This window comes from Sphingomonas sp. GV3, from assembly GCF_031082075.1.
GTDB lineage: Bacteria > Pseudomonadota > Alphaproteobacteria > Sphingomonadales > Sphingomonadaceae > Sphingomonas > Sphingomonas beigongshangi.
Genome location: NZ_JARWLE010000001.1, coordinates 2,421,081 through 2,440,485, shown reverse-complemented (window position 1 = coordinate 2,440,485; position 19,405 = coordinate 2,421,081). Strand labels below are relative to the sequence as shown.

General features: G+C 69.6%; 16 protein-coding genes and 1 tRNA gene. 5 read left to right on the top strand and 12 right to left on the bottom strand.

Annotated elements, in window-relative coordinates; all coding sequences use genetic code 11:
* Positions 1–51 precede the first annotated feature (51 nt).
* From RF701_RS11665 to RF701_RS11635, 7 genes are all read right to left on the bottom strand, one after another.
* Positions 52–819, bottom strand: a complete 768-nt coding sequence (locus RF701_RS11665; protein ID WP_210357443.1) for a TIGR02186 family protein — start codon at positions 817–819, stop codon at positions 52–54.
* Positions 819–1,733 carry a sulfite exporter TauE/SafE family protein gene (locus tag RF701_RS11660; protein ID WP_210357444.1) on the bottom strand — a complete coding sequence of 305 codons (915 nt, stop codon included), beginning with the start codon at positions 1,731–1,733 and terminating at the stop codon, positions 819–821. The genes RF701_RS11665 and RF701_RS11660 overlap by 1 nt, the downstream gene beginning before the upstream one ends.
* Positions 1,734–1,774: 41 nt before the next feature.
* Positions 1,775–2,815: a hypothetical protein gene (locus tag RF701_RS11655; RefSeq protein ID WP_308815041.1), complete on the bottom strand. Its 1,041-nt coding sequence runs from the start codon at positions 2,813–2,815 to the stop codon at positions 1,775–1,777.
* Complete coding sequence (locus tag RF701_RS11650; RefSeq protein WP_308815040.1) at positions 2,812–4,194, bottom strand: glycosyl transferase family protein; 1,383 nt, start codon at positions 4,192–4,194, stop codon at positions 2,812–2,814. Before RF701_RS11650 ends, RF701_RS11655 begins: the two co-directional genes overlap by 4 nt.
* A 119-nt stretch (positions 4,195–4,313) precedes the next feature.
* A complete protein-coding gene (locus tag RF701_RS11645; RefSeq protein WP_308815039.1) occupies positions 4,314–7,679 on the bottom strand; it encodes an error-prone DNA polymerase in 3,366 nt (1,121 codons plus the stop codon).
* Positions 7,676–9,214, bottom strand: a complete 1,539-nt coding sequence (locus RF701_RS11640) for a DNA polymerase Y family protein (protein ID WP_308815038.1) — start codon at positions 9,212–9,214, stop codon at positions 7,676–7,678. The genes RF701_RS11645 and RF701_RS11640 overlap by 4 nt, the downstream gene beginning before the upstream one ends.
* Positions 9,123–9,884, bottom strand: coding sequence for a hypothetical protein (locus RF701_RS11635; protein ID WP_308815037.1), 762 nt, complete (start codon positions 9,882–9,884; stop codon positions 9,123–9,125). Before RF701_RS11635 ends, RF701_RS11640 begins: the two co-directional genes overlap by 92 nt.
* A gap of 140 nt (positions 9,885–10,024) precedes the next feature.
* Here RF701_RS11635 and RF701_RS11630 point away from each other — a divergent pair.
* Positions 10,025–10,099 (top strand) — tRNA-Gly (locus tag RF701_RS11630).
* A gap of 290 nt (positions 10,100–10,389) precedes the next feature.
* Complete coding sequence (locus RF701_RS11625) at positions 10,390–11,184, top strand: DUF72 domain-containing protein (RefSeq protein ID WP_374758621.1); 795 nt, start codon at positions 10,390–10,392, stop codon at positions 11,182–11,184.
* Positions 11,185–11,187: 3 nt separating this feature from the next.
* On the opposite strand, the gene RF701_RS11620 is transcribed toward RF701_RS11625, so the two are convergent.
* Genes RF701_RS11620 through hemC form a run of 3 tightly spaced genes read right to left on the bottom strand, consistent with a single transcriptional unit; the run spans position 11,188 to position 13,681 of the window.
* Positions 11,188–12,090 (bottom strand): hypothetical protein, encoded by a 903-nt coding sequence (locus RF701_RS11620; RefSeq protein WP_287980165.1) that lies wholly within the window; start codon positions 12,088–12,090, stop codon positions 11,188–11,190.
* Positions 12,087–12,770: a uroporphyrinogen-III synthase gene (locus RF701_RS11615; protein ID WP_308815035.1), complete on the bottom strand. Its 684-nt coding sequence runs from the start codon at positions 12,768–12,770 to the stop codon at positions 12,087–12,089. The genes RF701_RS11620 and RF701_RS11615 overlap by 4 nt, the downstream gene beginning before the upstream one ends.
* Positions 12,767–13,681, bottom strand: coding sequence for a hydroxymethylbilane synthase (hemC, locus tag RF701_RS11610; protein WP_308815034.1), 915 nt, complete (start codon positions 13,679–13,681; stop codon positions 12,767–12,769). Before hemC ends, RF701_RS11615 begins: the two co-directional genes overlap by 4 nt.
* Positions 13,682–13,767: 86 nt before the next feature.
* Here hemC and tsaD point away from each other — a divergent pair, with 86 nt between their 5' ends.
* Both tsaD and RF701_RS11600 read left to right on the top strand, forming a co-directional pair.
* The gene (gene tsaD, locus RF701_RS11605) at positions 13,768–14,796 is read left to right on the top strand and encodes a tRNA (adenosine(37)-N6)-threonylcarbamoyltransferase complex transferase subunit TsaD (protein WP_203309054.1); all 1,029 of its coding nucleotides are present in this window, start codon (positions 13,768–13,770) and stop codon (positions 14,794–14,796) included.
* Positions 14,793–15,764, top strand: coding sequence for an NAD(P)H-dependent glycerol-3-phosphate dehydrogenase (locus tag RF701_RS11600; protein ID WP_210357453.1), 972 nt, complete (start codon positions 14,793–14,795; stop codon positions 15,762–15,764). The genes tsaD and RF701_RS11600 overlap by 4 nt, the downstream gene beginning before the upstream one ends.
* Before the next feature lie 60 nt (positions 15,765–15,824).
* On the opposite strand, the gene RF701_RS11595 is transcribed toward RF701_RS11600, so the two are convergent.
* Positions 15,825–17,657 (bottom strand): AsmA family protein, encoded by a 1,833-nt coding sequence (locus RF701_RS11595; RefSeq protein WP_308815033.1) that lies wholly within the window; start codon positions 17,655–17,657, stop codon positions 15,825–15,827.
* A 96-nt stretch (positions 17,658–17,753) separates the two neighbouring features.
* Positions 17,754–17,915 (bottom strand): DUF1674 domain-containing protein, encoded by a 162-nt coding sequence (locus RF701_RS11590; protein ID WP_203309057.1) that lies wholly within the window; start codon positions 17,913–17,915, stop codon positions 17,754–17,756.
* A gap of 117 nt (positions 17,916–18,032) precedes the next feature.
* On the opposite strand from RF701_RS11590, the gene RF701_RS11585 reads away from it, so the two are divergent.
* The gene (locus RF701_RS11585) at positions 18,033–19,352 is read left to right on the top strand and encodes an RsmB/NOP family class I SAM-dependent RNA methyltransferase (protein WP_210357456.1); all 1,320 of its coding nucleotides are present in this window, start codon (positions 18,033–18,035) and stop codon (positions 19,350–19,352) included.
* Positions 19,353–19,405 lie beyond the last annotated feature (53 nt).

Below are 19,405 nucleotides of genomic sequence, written 5' to 3'. Positions count from 1 at the left end.
CAGCGGTTAAGATAGCGTAAGGTGGTCATTTCGGCGGAATCGCCGCCATCCTCACATGCGTCGCGCGGCCATGCCGGCCGCATAGCCCAGCGCGATCGACAGCGCGACGGCGGTCAGCCCGTAGAGGATAGCCGACCGGTCCGCCGCACGCGCGACGAACCGTTCGAACCCCGACTTGCGGATGTCGATGTCGCGTACCGCCGCCGCCAGCACCCGTCCGTCGCGGATCAGGAACGTCTCCGCGCTGAACCGCCCGACCGGAACGCGCGCGGGAATCGTCAAGCGCGCGCGATAGAGCACGCCATCGGTGATCTCGACCGCATGCGGTGCCTCGACATAGAGGCCGCTCCGCCGCTTCAGGTCGACGAGACCCTGCTGGAACCGCTCCTGTACGTCGCTCAGCGTGCCCGCGCCGGGGGAGAGCTGCAGGCTGCCGAGCCCCAGTTCGTAAATCGCGCGCGTTCGCTCGTCGACGATCCGCTCGATCGGGCGCGAGGAGGCGAGCGCATAGAAGGACGGCGCCGAACTGTAGCGCTGGCTCTTCGCATTGACCCAGATGCCGGCGATCTTTTCCTTTTGCCGGACGAGGATCGACTGCGTCGGCCCCTTCACGACGACGACGATGTCGGTCGGCGCCTGTCCGGCGGGGCGCCGGCCGCCCGGGTAGAGGATCGCGCCGAACAGCAGCAGTTCCGCGCCCGTGAAGCTATAGGCGATTTCGATATTGCGCTGCGAGACGTCGGGGACCAGCTCCGGTTTGGCGTCGGGCACCGACTGCGCCATCAGCAGCGGGGCCAAGACGGCGAGCGCCACGCGCATCACGTCAGCTCGACCGAAAAGATGTCCTCGGGACGCCAGACGAGGCCGAGCAGGATGCGCAGCCCGACGAGCAGCACCATGATCGCCAGCGCCAGACGAAGATATTCCGGCTTCACCTTGGTCGCGAACCGCGCGCCCAGCTGCGCGCCGGTCACCGAACCCACGAGCAGCAAGGCGGCGAGCACGATATCGACCGCCTTGGTCGTGGTCGCATGGACCATCGTCGCGATGGCGGTGACGAACAGCGTCTGGAAAAGGCTCGTCCCCACCACGACGCTGGTCGCCATGCCCAGAAGGTAGATCATCGCCGGCACCAGGATGAAGCCGCCGCCGATACCCAGCAGGATGGTCAATATGCCGGTACCGAACCCGAGCAGCAGGGGGGCGAGCGGCGAGATGTACAGGCCCGACGCATAGAATCGCGTGCGCAGCGGCAAAGCGGCGACGAGCGGATGATGACGGCGCTTGCGGGGGCGCGGCTTCCGGCCGCCGCGGCTCACACCGATCGCGACGATCGACTCGCGCGCCATGGTGAAGCCGATGAAACCCAGCATCAGCACGTAGATGACGCCGATCACCGTATCGATCTGGCCACTGCGCTGCAGCAGCCGGAAGATCCAGGCCCCCGCGAAGCTGCCGAGGATGCCGCCGGCGACCAGCACGCCGCCCATCTTCACATCCACCCCGCCACGGTGGAAATGGGCGAAGACGCCCGACACGCTGGCGCCCGTCACCTGGCTGGCGGAGGACGCGGCCGCCACGGTCGGCGGAATGCCATAGATGATCAGCAACGGCGTGGTCAGAAAGCCGCCACCGACGCCGAACATTCCCGACAACAAACCGACGCCGCCACCCAGCAGCACGATCACCAGCGCGTTGACGGACAGGTTGGCGATGGGAAGATACAGGTCCACGGGCTGGCGTTATAGGCGCAGCCGGCGTGTGCCCGCACCCCCTAAAAGTCGCTGCCCAGGCTGATCGCGGGACCCGATCCCGGGCGCGCCTCGCCCGCGATCCGCTGACGCCAATCCGCGGCGATGCGCAGGCGGCGGGCCCCTGCGGGCAGCGACAGGCCGAGCGTCGGTCCGAGATCCAGTCGTCGCGCGCCGTGCTGGATGCCGCCCCAGACGCCACCGCCGATATCGACGCGCACGCCATCGCGATCGACCACGGACCGCGTGATCCGGAGGGAGCCGTCCGCAAAACCCTCGGCGGCGTCGCGGTGGATGACGCCTGCCTGGGCATATCCTTCCGCCCGCCAACTGCCCCTGATCGTGGTGGGACCGAAGCCGCCTATCACGCCCAGCATCGGACCGCCCCTGCCGCCATCCAGCGCCATGCGGCGCTCGGCGATCAGGTGGATAGGAACGGCGGTGGGCTGCCAGTCGATGCCGATCGCCGCCTCTCGTCCCGCGCCGTTCAGCGGAGTCGACAACCGGGCCGCCAGCGCGAGGCGCCGCCGCCTGTCGAGCGCGTAGGTTACGCGCAGTCCCGCCTGCGATCCGCCCAATTGACCGCCCAGCAGTGCGCTGCTCGATCCGCCGCGGACGATGCCCCAAAGGCTGCCGGCCAGCCTTCCACGTCTTGCCGCGATGGAGGGGGGTCTCGCTGCTGGAGGTGGCGCGACCGGTATCGGCAAGATGGCTTGAGACGCGGCGCGATCCTCCTCCGACGCGGCTTTCTGCTCTGTCAGCGACGCCGTCGGCACGGCATCGTGGATTGTGCCGGCCCCTTGTGATCGGCGATCCGTCTTGCCGTGTGCTGCACGTTCATTGTTGGAAAGGCGGCACCTTAGGTCCGCACGAGGCGTCATGACCGCTGGCGCGACGCGCCCCGCCTGCGTGGTACGCAATGCGATCGCGGCGATCGCCGACGGGATCGGCGCCGGCGAATCCACCGCATCGGCATCGTGCTCGACCGGCCACAGGGCGGCGCTGCGCGCGAATACCCATATCGCCAGTGCGCCGGCGAGGAAGCGTAGTGGCCGACCCTTCACCTCGGTAGCGTGGTGCCGTCCGGAAAGGCATGGCTGGTCTTGTCCCAGGCGACGGTGCCCCCACGCAGCAGGCGCACGTAGCGGGCGAGCGCGCGCGGCGCGGCAACGAGCGCGACGACGTTGCCGACGAAGAACCGCGGCACCGATCGCAGGGCCTCCCTGCCGCCATAGGTTCGGCCAGTGCAGACGATCCGCATCACGATCCGCCAGCCGAGCAGCCCCGTCGTGGAGACCGCCAGCCAAGGCGCCAGATAGGCGGCGTCGCCCGCCCGACCGGTCGCCAGATGCAGCAGCAGACTGGCGCCCCATAGGAGGATCGCAGCATAGGCAATCGCGAGGACCAGCACGGAAAGCAACGCGCGTCGGTCGCGCATCCGCATCCAGTGGTCGCCCAGAGCATGGGGACGCGCCCATCCGGTGCGGTCCCACCCCGCAAGCGCGATGCCCGTCATCCACCGCGCCTTCTGTCGGGTGGCCGCTTGCAGCGTTTCGGGGAAATAGGCTCGCACCGCGATCAGGGAGCCGTCGACGGGATCGCGCAGGCGCACGAAAGCCGATCGCCCTTGCAGTTCGCCGATCCTGAGGCCCATCTCGTAATCTTCCGTCAGGCTCGCGGCATCGAAGGGATCTCCGCCCCGCTCATCGGCCAGCCGGCCGAGCATATCGCGCGCAATGGCGCACCCCGTCCCGGCGAGCGGCATCGCGGCGCCGAGGCGGTTGCGAACGATCTGCTGTACGCCATGGGCATAGGCGAACTCGTCCGCATAATGGCCCGAGACCAGCGATCCGCGGCGGATCAGCGGCAGGACCGGCAGTTGGACGACGGCATAACGATCGATCAACGTATCGAACGTCGAAAGCTCTCTTGCATGCACGACATCTTCCGCATCGTGCAGCACGACCGCACGCGCGCGGAAGCCCTGGCGACGTTCGTCGTCGCACAAGGCACGCCACACGGTGTTCAGGCACCCCGCCTTGGTCGTCGGTCCGGGCAGATCGCCGATGACCAGCCGGATGCGAGGATCGGTCGCAGCGACCGCCGCGGCAGCGGCGATCGTCGGACGATCGTTCGGATAGAGGCCGACGTAGATGCGATAGTCGGGATGCACGAACCGCTGAACCGCGGCGGCGAGCATGTGTCCGATCACCGCAACCTCGTCCCATGCGGCTACGAATACGACCAGCGGCCCTTGCGTATCGGGCCGGGCCGACCATGCGCGCTGAGCGGGTCGGCAACGCGCGATGTTGGCGACATACCATCCCAGGAAGCAGAGATCGACCAGCGCATCGTCGATGCCGCCGATCAACAGGCCTGCGGCGGCAAACAGCATCGTTTCGCGCGCAAGCACGTCGATCACGACGAGGCTTTGCTTCAGCACCCGCGGCCCCCATACCGAAGATGAAACAACATCCGTTTCGGACAATGTCCTACGCCAAGATGGCCCGGCGGACTCTATCATTATGATCCATTATGGATCATGTTGGCTTTGCTTGGGTATCAGTGGAAATCCCGCGACTTCGGCAGGATCCTGACGTCACGCGGGTGGCCGCGGCCGCTTTGACCGCGCGAGTCCTGCGCTATGATCGGCTTTGACCGGATCATCGAATCGGCGTCTCCCCGGGACAGGCGCGCCAATTCGTGGGTGCGGTCGTAGGCGCGCGTGGTCATCAGATGGACGACGCCTTCTTCGCTGCGCTGGATGACGCCCTCCAGGACCAGCAACCGCGCGGCCATGACGACTCGTCGATTCGCCTCGAAATCCCGCGCCCACAGAAGCGCATTGGTGATTCCCGTCTCGTCCTCGATCGTCACGAAGATCGCATTCCCCTTGCCGGGTCGCTGGCGGACCAGCACGACGCCGGCGACGCGGGTCCGCCGGCCGTCACGGGCGCCTGCGGCCTGTTCGCTTGACAGCACGCCTTCCGCCGCGAACATCGGGCGCAGGAAGCGCATCGGATGATCCTTGAGCGACAGACGTGTGGTCTGATAATCCGTCGCCACCTCCTCGCTGGCCGGCATCGCCGGAAGCGCGGAGCAAGGTTCCGCCGCCATTTCCGGTGCATCGGCGGCGGCGAACAGGGCGAGTTGACGGGGCGGCGTACGACGCACCTCCCACAAGGCATCGCGTCGCGGTAGCGCGATCGAACGGAAAGCATCGGCATCAGCGAGCAGCCGCAACGCGCGCGGCGGCAGGTCGACGCGTGCGGCAAGCGCCTCCACGCCCTCGAAAGGACGGTCGACGCGCGCGGTCACGATCGGACGCGCCCAATCCTCGCGAAAACCGTCGATCTGGCGAAAGCCGAGCCGCACCGCGAGCTTGCCGTCTTCGCAGCGTTCCAAAACGGTGTCCCATGCACTGGCATTGACGTCGACCGGCCGCACCACGACGTCATGCGCGCGCGCATCCTGCACGAGTTGCGCGGGCGCATAGAAACCCATCGGTTGGGAATTCAGGATGGCGGCACAGAAGACCGCCGGGTGGAAGCATTTGATCCAGCTCGAGACATAGACCAGCCGCGCGAAGCTGAGTGCATGACTTTCGGGAAACCCATAGGAGCCGAACCCCTCGATCTGCTTGAAGCACCGTTCGGCGAAGTCGCGCTGATACCCCCGGCGTGCCATGCCTTCGACGAGCTTGGCGTGGAAATTGTGCATGCCGCCGACGTTGCGGAACGTCGCCATCGCACGCCGCAGCTGGTTCGCCTCTTCGGGGGTGAACTCCGCAGCGACGATGGCGAGCTTCATCGCCTGTTCCTGGAACAGCGGCACCCCGTACGTGTCCTTGAGCAACGTCTGCAGTTCGTCCGCCGGGCCGAAGCGGGGGTCCGGCGACGGCAGGTCGGCCGCCTCCTTGCCGGCCCGGCGGCGCAGATAGGGGTGCACCATATCCCCCTCGATCGGACCGGGCCGGACGATCGCGACCTGAACGACGAGGTCGTAGAGCCGGCGCGGGCGGAGGCGGGGCAGCATGTTGATCTGCGCCCGGCTTTCCACCTGGAATACGCCGATACTATCCCCCTTGCACAGCATGTCGTAGACCGCGTCGTCTTCCGCCATCGCCACCGTATCGAGCGCGGGATCGCCCAGTCCGTGCATGCGCATCAGGTCGAACGCCTTGCGGATGCAGGTCAACATGCCGAGCGCGAGTACGTCGACCTTCATCAGGCCCAGGCAATCGATGTCGTCCTTGTCCCATTCGATGAAGGTACGGTCCTTCATTGCGCCATTGTGGATCGGCACCGTCTCGTCGAGCCGCCCCTGGGTGAGAACGAAGCCGCCGACATGCTGCGACAGGTGGCGCGGAAATTCGAGCAGCTGCTCGACCAGGCCGTATAGCCGCACGATATCCGGCGAATCCGGGTCCAGCCCGCTTTCCGCCAGATGCTTCTCCTCGAACCTGCCGGCATAGCTGCCCCAGACGGTACTGGTCAGCCGCTGCGTCACATCCTCGGTCAGGCCAAGCGCCTTGCCGACCTCGCGCACCGCGGAGCGCGGCCGATAGTGGATCACCGTTGCCGCGATCGCAGCGCGGTGACGGCCGTAGCGCCGGTAGATGTACTGCATCACCTCCTCGCGCCGCTCGTGTTCGAAATCCACGTCGATGTCGGGCGGTTCGTCGCGCTCGGCGGAGACGAAGCGCGAAAACAAGAGATCGTGCTCCATCGGATCGACCGACGTGACGCCCAGCAGAAAGCAGACCGCCGAATTGGCCGCCGACCCGCGCCCCTGGCACAGGATCGGCGGCTCGATGCTGCGCGCGTAGCGGACGACGTCGTAGACGGTCAGGAAATAATAGGCATATTCCTTTTCCCGGATCAGCGCGAACTCGTCGCGGAGAAGACCCAGCATCTTGTCGGGAACGCGGTCCTGGTAGCGGTCGAGTGCGGTCTGCCAGACGAGATGTTCGAGCCAGTCGTGCGCATCCCATCCCATCGGCACCGGTTCGTGCGGATATTCATATCGCAGCTGGCCAAGGTCGAAATCGATCCGGTCCAGCAACACGCCGCTTTGCGCCACCGCCGCCGGCCAGCCGTCGAAGAGGCGCGCGATCTCCTCCGGCGCCTTGAGATGCCGTTCGGCATTGGCGGCGAGCAGCCGCCCGGCGCGCTGCACCGTGACGCCTTCGCGGATGCAGGTCACGATGTCGTGGAGCGCACGCGCGTCGGGGCTGGCGTAGAGCGCGTCCGCGGTGGCAAGCAGCGGAATGCCGGCAGTGTCGGCAAGGCGCGCCAGGCGCAGCAGACTGCGCCGGTCGCGACCGCCGCGCGGCATCGACACGCCCAGCCACAGCCGCCCCGCCGCGACGGCGCGCAGCCGCGTCAGCGTCGCGGCGAGGCTCGAATCGCCGCGATGCGGCGGCAGCGGCCCCTGCGCGGCGTCCGGATGGGGTATCGGGGGCGTATCGCCGATGCTGCTGTACGGCAGCACGATGAGCAACAGATCGTCCGCATGCCGGACGAGGTCGCCGATCCCGAGGATGCAGCCGCCCTTCACGGCCCGCCGGTTGCCCGTGGTGAGAAGCCGGGTCAGCCGTCCCCAGCCATGGCGGGTTGCGGGATAGGCGACGATGTCCTGCGTCCCGTCGACGAAGACCAGCCTGGCGCCCACCGCCAGCTTGAAATCATAGGGTGGCATACGCGCACCGAGCAGCCCCTTGTTCGCGCGCTGCAGCGCGTCATAGGCGCGCACGACCCCCGCCACGGTGTTGCGATCGGCGATTCCGATCCCAGCGAAGCCGAGCTCGACCGCACGAGATACCATGTCCGGCGGCGCACTCGCGCCGTGGAGGAAGGAATAATGCGTCGCGGCGACGAGTTCGGCGAAGCGCGGCGCCTCACCCATCGCGCGGACGGGGCCGATCATGCGAACAGGCCGTGTAGATACCAGCGCGGATCTTCCGTTTCTCCATGCAGGCCATGACGGAATATCCAGAAACGCCGACCGCGGCGATCCTCCACCCGGTAATAGTCGCGGGTCGGGATGGTCGCATCGTGACGCCGCCACCATTCGCCGGCGATCCGCTCGGGCCCTTCGGCGCGCGCCACCTCGTGCAGCCGGCGGCGCCAGCGAAAGCGATGCGGCGGGCCGTCGGGCACTTCGGCCATCACACTCTCGATCGGCTGGGGCGGATCGAACAGATAGATCGGCCGCATCGGCGGCTCTCCCTCCTCGGGTTGCGGCCATGCCGCCGCGGCAGCTGCGGGCGCCGCGGCGGGCAGCATCAATTCGGCCTGTTCGGGAATATGGCTGTCGCGGGGCACGAAACGGCGCAGCCGGTTGCGCCCGAGCCGCGTCGACAGCCGATCGACTAGACCGGCGAGCTGCTCGGTGCCGGTCTCCCCACCCTCGAGCTGGAGCTGCGCGGCATCGAGGCGCTCGGCAAGCGCGACGTCGAGACGGACGAGGTCGTAGCCGAAGCCGGGATCGAGCGGATCGGCGAGTGCGTCGATCCGCTCGGCGAACAGCCGCATCAACAACGGCACGTCGCGGGTCGGCTGCCCGGTTTCGATGGGGAGCGGCTGGACGTGACCGTCGGCGCGGAACAATCGCGCGATCCAGCGACGGCCACCCTGATGACGGGTCTCGAGCATCGCCGCCGCCTCGCTGGCAAGATCGGCGATCACCGCCAGCACATGCTCGGTCCGGGCGATCGGTTCGGCAAAGCGGCGTTCGGCGATCACCGGCGCCTGGCGGACCCATGGCTTGACCGGCGTCTGCACCTCTCCCGACAGGCGACGGACCGCGGTTGCGGCGTCTGCCCCGAACCGTGCGGCGATGCCGGCAAGCGGCCGCGCCATCACGTCGCCGACCGTCTTCAGGCCGGCGCGCGCGAGCGCGACCGCATCGTCGGGATCGAGTTCCAGCGCCGCGACGGGCAGGCGGCGCACTGCGCTCTTCTCGTCCGGCGCGGGACCTCCGGCATAGCGGGCGAGGGCCAGCGCGATCTCCGGCGTGTCGCCGAAGGCATGGCGGATGAGGATGCCGCGCCGCGCCATCCGCCCCTCCACGTCCGCCGCGAGCGGCCGCTCGCCGTCGAAAGCATGGGTACAGCCCGCGATGTCGACGACGAGTGCGGACGGCGGCACCAGCGCGACGGTAGGACTGTAGCGTGCGCAGCCTTCCGCCAGTCGCTCCAGCCAGTCCAGATCGGCATGGGGATCGGCGGGAAACGCTTCGAGCTCGGGCACGCGCGCCCGGCCGTCGGCAAGCGTCAGCCCCGGCTCCAACCCCAGGCGCGCCGCCGCCAGGTTCACCGCGGTGAGCCGGGTCGCATTGCCAACCGTTTCGGTGAACGCGACAGGCGTCTCATCCCGACCGGCGAACAGGTGCGGCCGGGTGGTGCGCAACCGTTCGATCGGCAGCCACGGAAAGACCAGCGCCAGATACCGGCGCGCCACGGAAACTCTTGGCATCTCGATCCCATTCCACACGCCAACTCTCGCCCGCCGGGCCGCCGCGGCGACGCAGGCATTCGACGTCGAAGGCCGGTACGCCGGGCGCATCCGCCTCCAGCGCACGCGACGGCGCCGCCCGCACGCTCCAGCGCGTCGCGGCGGCGCTGGGCGCGGGCGTCGCCGCGACGCGCAGCGACAGCACGGTCACGCCCGATCCTTCCGCCGCCAGCATCAGCCGCCGGGTCGCGGTGAGGTCCAGCCCGCGTGCGGGGCCCACCGTTTCGACCAACAGCGTGCCGAGTCCCGCGCAACGCGCCGCATCCGCCGAAGCGCGCAGCAACGCCGATTCGTCGGGCAAGATGCCCAGCACCAGCGAATCGGCGCCGAGCCCCAATTCGGCCAGCCCGCCTGCATGCGGCCGACCCTGGGCCCGCTCCGCCGCCTCCGTCCTCAGCCAGAACAGCGGCAGGGCGCGGGCGGCGAGCGCCGTGGCGATGCCGAATCCCGCGCCGCTCGCGCCATCTTCCGCCTGAACCGCATAGATTTCATGCAGTTGCCCACGCGCCAGGCCCCGTTTCAGCCAGCCGTCGGGGCTGGCCGATGTGGCTTGCAGCATGGCCGTACCCGCGGCAATGCGCCGCAGCCGGGCGATCAAGGCAGTCGAGTCGGACATCTATGTTCTTGTAATGTTCTATATAGCGAGTCGCCAAGACGGAATCTTTCGCTGCGCATGCACAAGATGCTTGCGCACCCTCGGACCCCCTGCTAGTGGCCGCGCCTCACCCAGCCGGTTCGCCGGCTCAAGGCGCCAGAGCGGGCGTAGCTCAGGGGTAGAGCACAACCTTGCCAAGGTTGGGGTCGAGGGTTCGAATCCCTTCGCCCGCTCCAGTCTTCTCAAAGACTTGCCGGACATGCCGGGCTTCTCGCGAAGCCATCTGTTCCCCGTCGACGCGGCCGCTGCTCGCTCATCCATGACGGGAACGCGCTTCGCCCACGACGGTACCTCTGCTTTGCGTGGATAGAGTCTGATCCACGTGCGTGGAAGCGGCGCCGACCCGATCCGGTTTAGCCGGGTCGCACATTAGCGAAGCCGCCAGCCGGCGAATTTCGGGTACGGCATTCTATCGGCAACGCGACATAGCGACGGCTCGCCCCTTACCGCGCCTTGCGCGTATACCATGCCCATGACCATTCGAATCGGGATCGGCGGCTGGACCTACGAGCCGTGGCGGGGAAGCTTCTATCCCGAAAGATGGCCGCAAAAGCGCGAGCTGGACTATGCCGCATCCAGGATGACCGCGATCGAGATCAACGGCACCTATTATTCCCGCTTCAAACCGCAGAATTTCGCCGCCTGGGCGGCAAGCGTACCCGACGGCTTCGTCTTCACGCTCAAGGCATCGCGATACTGTACCAACCGCAAGGTGCTGGCGGAGGCCGGCGAAGCGATCGAGCGGTTCGTCGGACAGGGCATCGTCGAGCTTGGCGACCGGCTGGGTCCCATCCTTTGGCAATTCATGGCGACCAAGCGTTTCGATCCCGACGACATGCGCGCCTTCCTTGCCCTGCTGCCCGGAACCCATGCCGGCGTCACGCTCCGCCATGCGGTGCAGGTGCGGCACGAAAGCTTCGCCGATCCGGCTTTCGTCGCGATGGCACGCGAGGCCGGGGTGGCGATCGCCTTCGCCGACTCCGCCGACTATCCGGCCATCGCCGACGTGGCGGGGGACTTCGTGTACGCGCGACTGGAACAGGCCGAGGACGCGCAGCCGAACGGCTACAGCGATCCGGCGCTGGATCGCTGGGCCGGGATCGCACGCGGCTGGGCGGCGGGGGAACAGCCGCCGGGCCTGCCCTATGCCAGCCCCGACGCTCCGCCCCGCGAAGCGCGGGACACATTCATCTTCTTCATCAACGGCGCCAAGATCCGCGCGCCCCATGGCGCGATGGCGCTGATCGAGCGGATAGGCTGACGATCAGACGCCGTCCGTGGTCACCGCCGGCGCCGTCGACTGAGGCGCGGGCGCCACGGGTGTCGGCGCGGGCATGCTGAGCGCCGTCGTCTCGATCCGGTCGAGTGCCTGGCGCGCCGCGACGTAGCGGCCCGCTGCGGATAGCCAGTTGCCGGCGTTGCGGGCGCCCGGCATGCGCAGCACCTCCGCCCGCGCCGCCTCGACCTGCCCGCCCTCGAGCAGCCGGCGGGCGCGCGCCAGCCGGTCGGCCGGACGCGGCGAGGGCGTGTCGGCACGACGCAGGACGACGAGGCTGCCGAGCTCCTGGCGAAGGCTTACGATCAGATCACTGCTGCCGATCGTCTGGATCTGCGGCGCGATCGCATCGAGGCCCTGGCGCAGATCCTCCAGCGTCACCGGCTGGCGCGCGGCCGCGATGACCTCCGCGACGGCCCGCGGCTGGCTGGCGCCGAAGCGCGTGCGGAGCTGTTCCTCGAGATACCCGAGCCCGGTTCCGCGGTCGAGCGCGCGTCGTGTCGCGACCGCGACGAGCACGCCCTCCGCGCGCGCCGCCTGCCCGGCGGCGGCATTCGCTTCCGTCGTCACCGTGGCGGTACGCGCCTCGATCGAAGAAAGCTGGCCGGCGAGCGTCGCCTGCCGCGACGCAAGCGCGGCTGCGTCCGGCGCGGCACCCTCGTCATTGGCGTTGACCGGCTGCGACGGCGAGAAGCCGGACGGTTCGGCGACAGCCTGCCGCCTTGCCTGCACGGGCGCGCCGCCAAACCAGGCGATTCGCTTCATCGCATAGGCCGCAAGCCCGATGCCTGCGACAAAAGCGAGTAGCGCCAACAGGATTACGACACCCGCTTGGATGCCGTTTCGCGGGGCGCGCGAACGCATCGCGTCGATCGGCACATGGTCGGTCATAGCGTCTTATCCCCGCCCCCCGCCGCACGGTCAATCGATTGTGCAAGCGCGACGAGCGTCGCGTCCACCGGCTGCGCCGCCGCCGCTACCGCCCGCCAGCCCGATCCCGCCGCGCACGCGACCGCCGGGCTCAGCGCCACGATCGACACGTCGTGCCGTTCGCCCTGCGGGATCAACGCGGCGACGCGCCGGGCCGCGCGGGCGGAATGCAGGAGCACGAGCCGCCCCGCCGCTGCGGCGGCGAAGGCGGCGGCGTCCACGGGCAGTGCGACGCTGTCATAAACGATCGCAGTGAGCGACCCGGTCGCGACATGGTCCCGTCCGGCGAGATGGAGCGGACGGACGAGCCCGGCCTCGGCCGCCGTCGTCAGTACGGCGGCGACATCGCGCGTGCCGGTGATCGAGACTTGCAGCCCGGCCGCACGCGCCACCGACGCCGTGGCGTGTCCAACCGCGATCACCGGCATCATCGCCAGCATCCGCAATTGCGGACCGGCCTGCCGGATCGCCTGGGCGCTCGTCACCAGCAGCGAATCGAACGTCGCGGGATCGGGGGGAGCCCATTCGACCGGTTCGACGGCGAACAGCGGCCACCCCAGCGCATCGCCGCCGGCCGCCCGCAGGCGCGCGAGGGTCCGCGCATTGCCGGGTTCGGGTCGGACGACGAGGGAGCCCATCATCCGTCGAACAGACGCCTGACGCGATCGGGGGCGCGCGACAGCAGGTCTCCGGCAAGTTCGGCGGCGATCGCCTCGCCGATCATCCCCTCCACATGTCCCTCGACGAACGCGCCGCCATCCTCGGCCAGCAACTCGGCACGCAGCGACAGCGTCGTGCCGGCGGCGGAGGCAAGTGCGGCGACCGGGGAATGGCAACCGGCACGCAGCGCGGCGAGCAGCGCACGCTCCGCCAGGACGCAGCGGTGCGTCACCGCATCGTCGATCGCGACGACGATCGCCCGCGCTGCGGCGTCGGCGGCGCGGACCTCGATGCCGACCGCGCCCTGTGCCGGTGCGGGAAGCATCGTGTCGGTCGGGATGGCATAGCCGATCGTATCGCGACCCAGCCGATCGAGCCCAGCCGCCGCGAGCAGCGTCGCATCCGCCTCCCCCGCCGCCAGCTTGGCCAATCGGGTATCGACGTTGCCGCGGAACAGCACGATGCGGAGGTCCGGCCGCTGGCGGAGCAGCTGCGCGCGACGGCGCGGACTGCTGGTGCCGACCACCGCGGCGGGCGGCAGCGTGGCGATCTCGGCCGCACCGATCAGGCGATCGCGCACGTCGGCTCGCGGCAGCATCGCGGCAATGGCGATCGCATCGGGTCGGAAGGTCTCGACGTCCTTCATCGAGTGCACGCAGGCGTCGATCTCGCGATCGAGGAGGGCGCGATCGAGCTCCTTCGTCCACAGCGCCTTGCCGCCGATCTCCGCGAGCGCACGGTCCTGCACCCGATCGCCGGTGGTGCGGACGACGACAAGCTCGACCGCGTCAACCGGCCAGCCGTGGCGCGCGCACAGGGCGTCGCGCACCATGTTCGCCTGCGTCAGCGCCAGCGGAGAGCCGCGCGTGCCGAGCCTGAACTTGACGGTCACCCCTTGCCCTTCCTGCCGTACCCGGCCGCCATGGCGAAAGCGCGGGGCTTCGACAAGTTTCGCGCGAGCGCGTAAAGGCCTGCAGCATGGCTGCATCGATCATCCTTGGCCTCGAATCCTCGTGCGACGAGACTGCCGCCGCGCTGGTGACCGGCGACCGCCGGGTGCTGGCGCATCGCCTGGCGGGACAGGAAGCGCATCATGCGCCGTTCGGCGGGGTAGTGCCTGAAATCGCGGCACGCGCGCATGTCGAGGCGCTGGAGCCGCTAATCGCGGCCGCGCTGGACGATGCGGGGCTGCGGCTCGACCAGGTAGATGCGATCGCCGCGACGGCTGGACCGGGACTGATCGGCGGGGTCATGGTCGGCCTCGTCACCGGCAAGGCGCTCGCCCATGCGGTCGGCAAGCCGCTGGTCGCGGTCAATCATCTCGAAGGCCATGCGCTCAGCCCGCGGCTGTCCGACCCCGACCTCGCCTTTCCCTATCTGCTGCTGCTCGTGTCGGGCGGACATTGCCAGCTGCTGCTCGTCGAAGGCGTCGCGCGCTATCGGCGGATCGCGACCACGATCGACGATGCCGCGGGTGAGGCGTTCGACAAGACCGCCAAACTGCTCGGCCTGGGATTTCCCGGCGGTCCGGCGGTCGAGCGCGCGGCCGCGCACGGTCGGCCGGTCGTACCCCTGCCGCGCCCGCTGAAGGGATCGGCCGAGCCGCATTTCAGCTTCGCGGGCCTCAAGAGCGCGGTGGCGCGCGCCGTCGGCCAGCATGCACCGGAAGATATCGCCGCCTCCTTCCAGGCGGCGGTGGTCGATTGCCTGATCGACCGGACCCGCCGCGGGATCGCCGGCATTCCCGCGACCGCCTTGGTCGTGGCGGGCGGCGTCGCCGCCAACACGGCGGTGCGCGCCGCGTTGCAGGCTCTGGCCGAAGACCATGGCCTGCGTTTCGTCGCGCCGCCGCTGTGGCTGTGCACCGACAATGCGGCGATGATCGCATGGGCGGGCGCAGAGCGGTTCGCCGCCGGGCTCACCGACCCGCTCGACACGCCGGCACGCGCGCGCTGGCCGCTCGACCCCGACGCAGAGGCCGTGCGCGGCGCAGGAGTAAAGGCATGAAGATCGGCGTGATCGGCGGCGGCGCATGGGGCACGGCGCTTGCGCAGGTGGCGGCGTACCGCGGCGAGCCCGTGCTCCTCTGGGCACGCGAGCCAGACGTGGTGGCGGGGATCAACGACGCGCACGAGAATCGCCTGTTCCTCGCCGGCGTACCGTTGTCGCCTTCGATCCGCGCGACGGGGAGCCTCGGCGCCTTGTCCGAATGCGACGCGTTGCTCGTCGTCGCGCCGGCGCAGCACGTGCGCGCGGTGCTGGCCGAGACGGCGGTAGGGACGACGCCCCTGGTGCTGTGCGCGAAGGGGATCGAGGCCAAGACGCGCCTGCTGGTCGGCGAGGTTGCGCGGTCGGTGCATCCGCGCGCGCCCGTCGCCGTTCTTTCAGGCCCGACCTTCGCGCATGAAGTGGCGGCGGGGCTTCCCACCGCGGTGACGCTGGCGGCATCGGACGAAGCCTTGGGCCAGGCGCTCGCGGCGCGGCTCGCTGCGCCGCATTTCCGGCCTTACGCGAGCGACGACGTAATCGGCGCCGAGATCGGTGGCGCGGTCAAGAACGTGCTGGCGATCGCATGTGGCGTGGTCGAGGGCGCCGGGCTAGGTCAGAACGCGCGCGCCGCATTGATCGCACGCGGCTTTGCGGAAATGACGCGCTTCGGACTGGCGCGTGGTGCGCGCGCGGAGACGCTGGCTGGCCTGTCGGGGCTCGGCGATCTGGTGCTGACCTGTTCGTCGACGAGCAGCCGCAACTTCTCGCTCGGCGTCGGCCTCGGCAAGGGGCGCTCAGCGACGGAACTTCTTGCCGATCGGCGGACGGTCGCGGAAGGCGCCTTTACCGCGCCGGTGCTGCGCGAGGCGGCGGCCGCCGTGGGCGTCGACATGCCCGTGACGGAGGCGGTCTGCCGACTCCTCGAGGGCGAGCCGCGCGAACATGTGATCGGCGCGCTGCTGGCACGACCACTCCGCCGCGAATAGCCCAGCCGGCGAACGGCGCCGGGCGGCGCGCTGCGCGCCAGCGGCCCGCACCGCGCGCGTTCAGCGAAGGGCCTGTCTCGCGAGCGCATCGCAATCGGCGTCGCTGGCGAGCGGCCCCTGATGGCCGGTGATAGCGCGGCCGATCGCCTTGAAGATGTTGCCGACGGACTTGGTTTCCCTGGGCACGACGAGCTGCGGCGCGCTGAGCGTCCCGGACAGCGACGCGCTACCGGGGAGACGCAACAGACTGCGCTGCTTCGGCGCGCCGGTCAGGCGGATCGCGATCGCTTCCGCGGGAAAGACAATGCTGCCGACGCCGTCCATCCGGCTGAGGCTGGTGTCGACGACGAGCGGGCGCACGGTTCCGTGCCCTTGCGCGATGGGGAGGCCGAGGACGACGCAGCGCAGCCGGGCTTGCCGGTCGTCGCCGATCGTCAGCGCCCGCCCCGCGTCGAAACCGAGCGCGGCGGCATATTTCGCCGGCAGCGCGCCATCCTGAACGACCAGCCCGACATGGCCGTCCGCATGCGCGATCGCGCTGCGGATCGTATCGCCGCGGCCGGTCAGCCTGGCACGGGCTCGGACGCGGCCGGCGACATCGCCCTGCCCCGCCAGCAATTCGAGGCGGCTGCCGATCATCGCCAGGTCGAGGCGAAGCGTCGGATGCGCCGCGCCGCCGCGCTGATCGACGATCGCGCGTCCCGAAGCCCTGCCTCCGGCCAGACGGATGGCGAGCGGCGCGACGGTGAGCTTCTGGTGGTCGAGGGAAAGCGTGCCGCTCAGCCCGGTGACCCCGGTATCGCCGCCCGCGCTGACCACGCGCGCGATGCGGACGTCGATCGTGCCGTCGGTCGAGTCCATGTTGGCGAGGCTGATCGGCGTATCCGGAACCACGCGCGGCCCGATCCGCGCCTCCTGCGCACGGGCCGCCGCGCGCCCGGCGTCGGAGGCGAGATCGTCGAAATCGAACCGTTCGGACGCGATGGCGCCGTTCAGCCTGGTGCGGCCGTCCCGCTTCATCACGGTGACATGGCCCGCAACGTCGGAACGACCGATCGTGCCGGTCAGGTCGGTGACGGTCCAATCCGGCGCGTCGTGGCGGACATGGGCGCGCAGCGCGACCGGCTGCGTGCCGAACAATCCCGCCTCGATCACCGCGTCGATCAGCTTGAGATCGGCGGCCCGCGTGACGAGGTCGAGCGTCATCCGGTCGGTGTCGAGCGGCCGATCCATCGTTCCACGCGCCGCCATCGCCAACGCGGCGCCGTCGATCCGCGCGGTGAAGGGCCAGGGGCCCGTTCGCGCCTGGGTCACGGCGGCGCCGGCGAACGCGAGCCGTACGGGCGCGCCGCGGATCGTCCCGGTGCCGCTGGCACGCAGGCCATTCGTGTCGGAGACGAAGGACAATCGCGCGTCGCGGTCGCGCTTGGCGTCGTGATAGCTGATCACGCTGTCGCGAACGGTAAGCCCGCGCAGGTCGGTCGAGGCGCCGCCGCTCTCCGCTGCGCCAGGCCGCGACCAGTTCGTGCGACCGTCAACTGCGCGGACCAGGGCGAGTGCGAGCCCGCTGACCCGGATGTCCCGTGGTTGGAAGGTGCCGGTAAGCAACGGCCAGACCGGGAAGGTCACGCGCGCCTCGCGCAGACGCAGGAAATCGCCCGAACCCGCCCAGTCGGCCTGTGGAATGCGTACGTTGCGCACCGCGATCGTCGGCGTGAAGCCGATCGTGTCGAGTCGCGCCATGCTGCCGATGGTCACCGGACGCCCGAAGCGCTTGGTCAGCCGGTCGGCGACGATCCCGTGCAGCATGGCCCAGGGGAAAAGCGCGACTAGGAGCAGCAGACCCGCGACGATCGCGACGACGACGGCGGCGACCCGCCCAACCCTGTTCATTGCCCCCTGCTCATGCCGACGCGACGCGCGAGCCTTGGCGTTGGTTCCGCTTCGGCCCTCCTCCCGCGACGTCGCGCGTGATCGAAACCGGCTTCGTCAGAAGTCGATGGCGATGCCCTTCAGCTCCCAGTCGCCATAGCGCACGGGATCCTTGCCCAGCGGATCCTCCGCAGGCCGGTCGGTCGCCTGCGGCTTTGGCACGGGCGGGCTCTTGGACAGATAGGCGGGCGGCTTCACGTGCGAGGGGCGTTGGGCCATCTTGCGTCTCCGGTCTCTCGTCGCCTCTTTGGCGCGGCGGACAACGTGCGTGGCACGATTTCCGAACGAGCGCTAAGGCGGGCCTCCACATCGGTATTTCATCCCAGGATCACAAGTTTGGCGCGTCCCCCTTCCGGAAAGAATCCCGCATCGGCCAGGAATGCCGAACCGCTCGGCACCGCGACCCGGCGGGCCGCCCTGCGCCTGCTCGACGCGGTATTGCGCCGCGGCGAACCGCTGGAGGCGGCGCTCGTCAGCGCAACGCGACATATCTACGGCCCCGACCGGGGCCTGGCCCATGCCATCGCCGCCGAGGTGCTGCGCCGTCTGCCCGACCTCGACGCGATGATCGATTCGGTGACGGAGCGGCCGCTGCCCGACGATGCCAAGGCGCGCATGGCGCTGCGCATCGCATTGGTGCAGGCGCTCGTGCTCGGCACCCCGCATCATGCCGCCATTTCAACCGTCCTGCCGCTGGTCGACGGCGGCCCGCGCAAGCTGGTCCATGGCGTGTTCGGCGCGATCGTCCGCGCGGGCGTGCTGCTGCCCGAGACGCCGACCCTGCCGCCCGCTGTCGAGACGCGATGGCAGACCGCCTGGGGCGAGGCGATGGTCGCGGGCGCCGAAACCGCGATCGCCGCGCCGCCGCCGCTCGATCTGACGCTCGCCGACGCCGGCGAGACCGCGCATTGGGCGCAGGTACTGGGCGGCACAAGCCTGATGCCCGGCCATGTCCGGCTGCACGATGCGGCGCCCGTCACCCAACTGCCCGGCTATGCGGAAGGGCGTTGGTGGGTGCAGGACATCGCCGCCTCGATCCCTGCGCGGCTGCTCGTGGCGAATGGGCCGAGCCGCGAGGGCGCGCGTGCGATCGACCTTTGCGCCGCGCCGGGCGGCAAGACGCTGCAACTGGCGGCGGCGGGATTTGGCGTCGCGGCGCTGGACGTATCGCCGAGCCGGATCAAGCGGCTGCGGGAGAATCTGTACCGCACGCGGCTGAAGGCGGAGGTGATCGCCGGCGACGTCCTGCTGTGGCAGCCAGACGCACCGGTCGATGCGGTGCTGATCGACGCGCCGTGCAGCGCGACGGGCATCTTCCGTCGCCATCCCGACGTGCTGTATCGCGCGCACGATCGCGTCATCGCGGAGATGGCCACGCTGCAGGCGCGTATCTTCGCGCGGGCGGCGGAGTGGGTGAAGCCGGGCGGCAGCCTGGTCTATGCGACGTGCAGCCTGGAACCCGCCGAGGGCGAGATGCAGCTCGAGCGGTTCCTCGCGGCCCGTCCGGATTATGCGATCGATCCGCCCGACGCGACGCTGCTGCCGGACGGCGTACCGGTCGCGCAGGGCGGTTACGTCCGCACGCTGCCGGGCATGCTGGCGCAAGCGGGCGGATGCGACGGCTTCTTCATCGCGCGCCTGCGGCGGCAGGGATGATCCCTTCCGTTCCGCGTTCGGAAGGGGAGTAGGTGTTGTAATCACCATCCCTG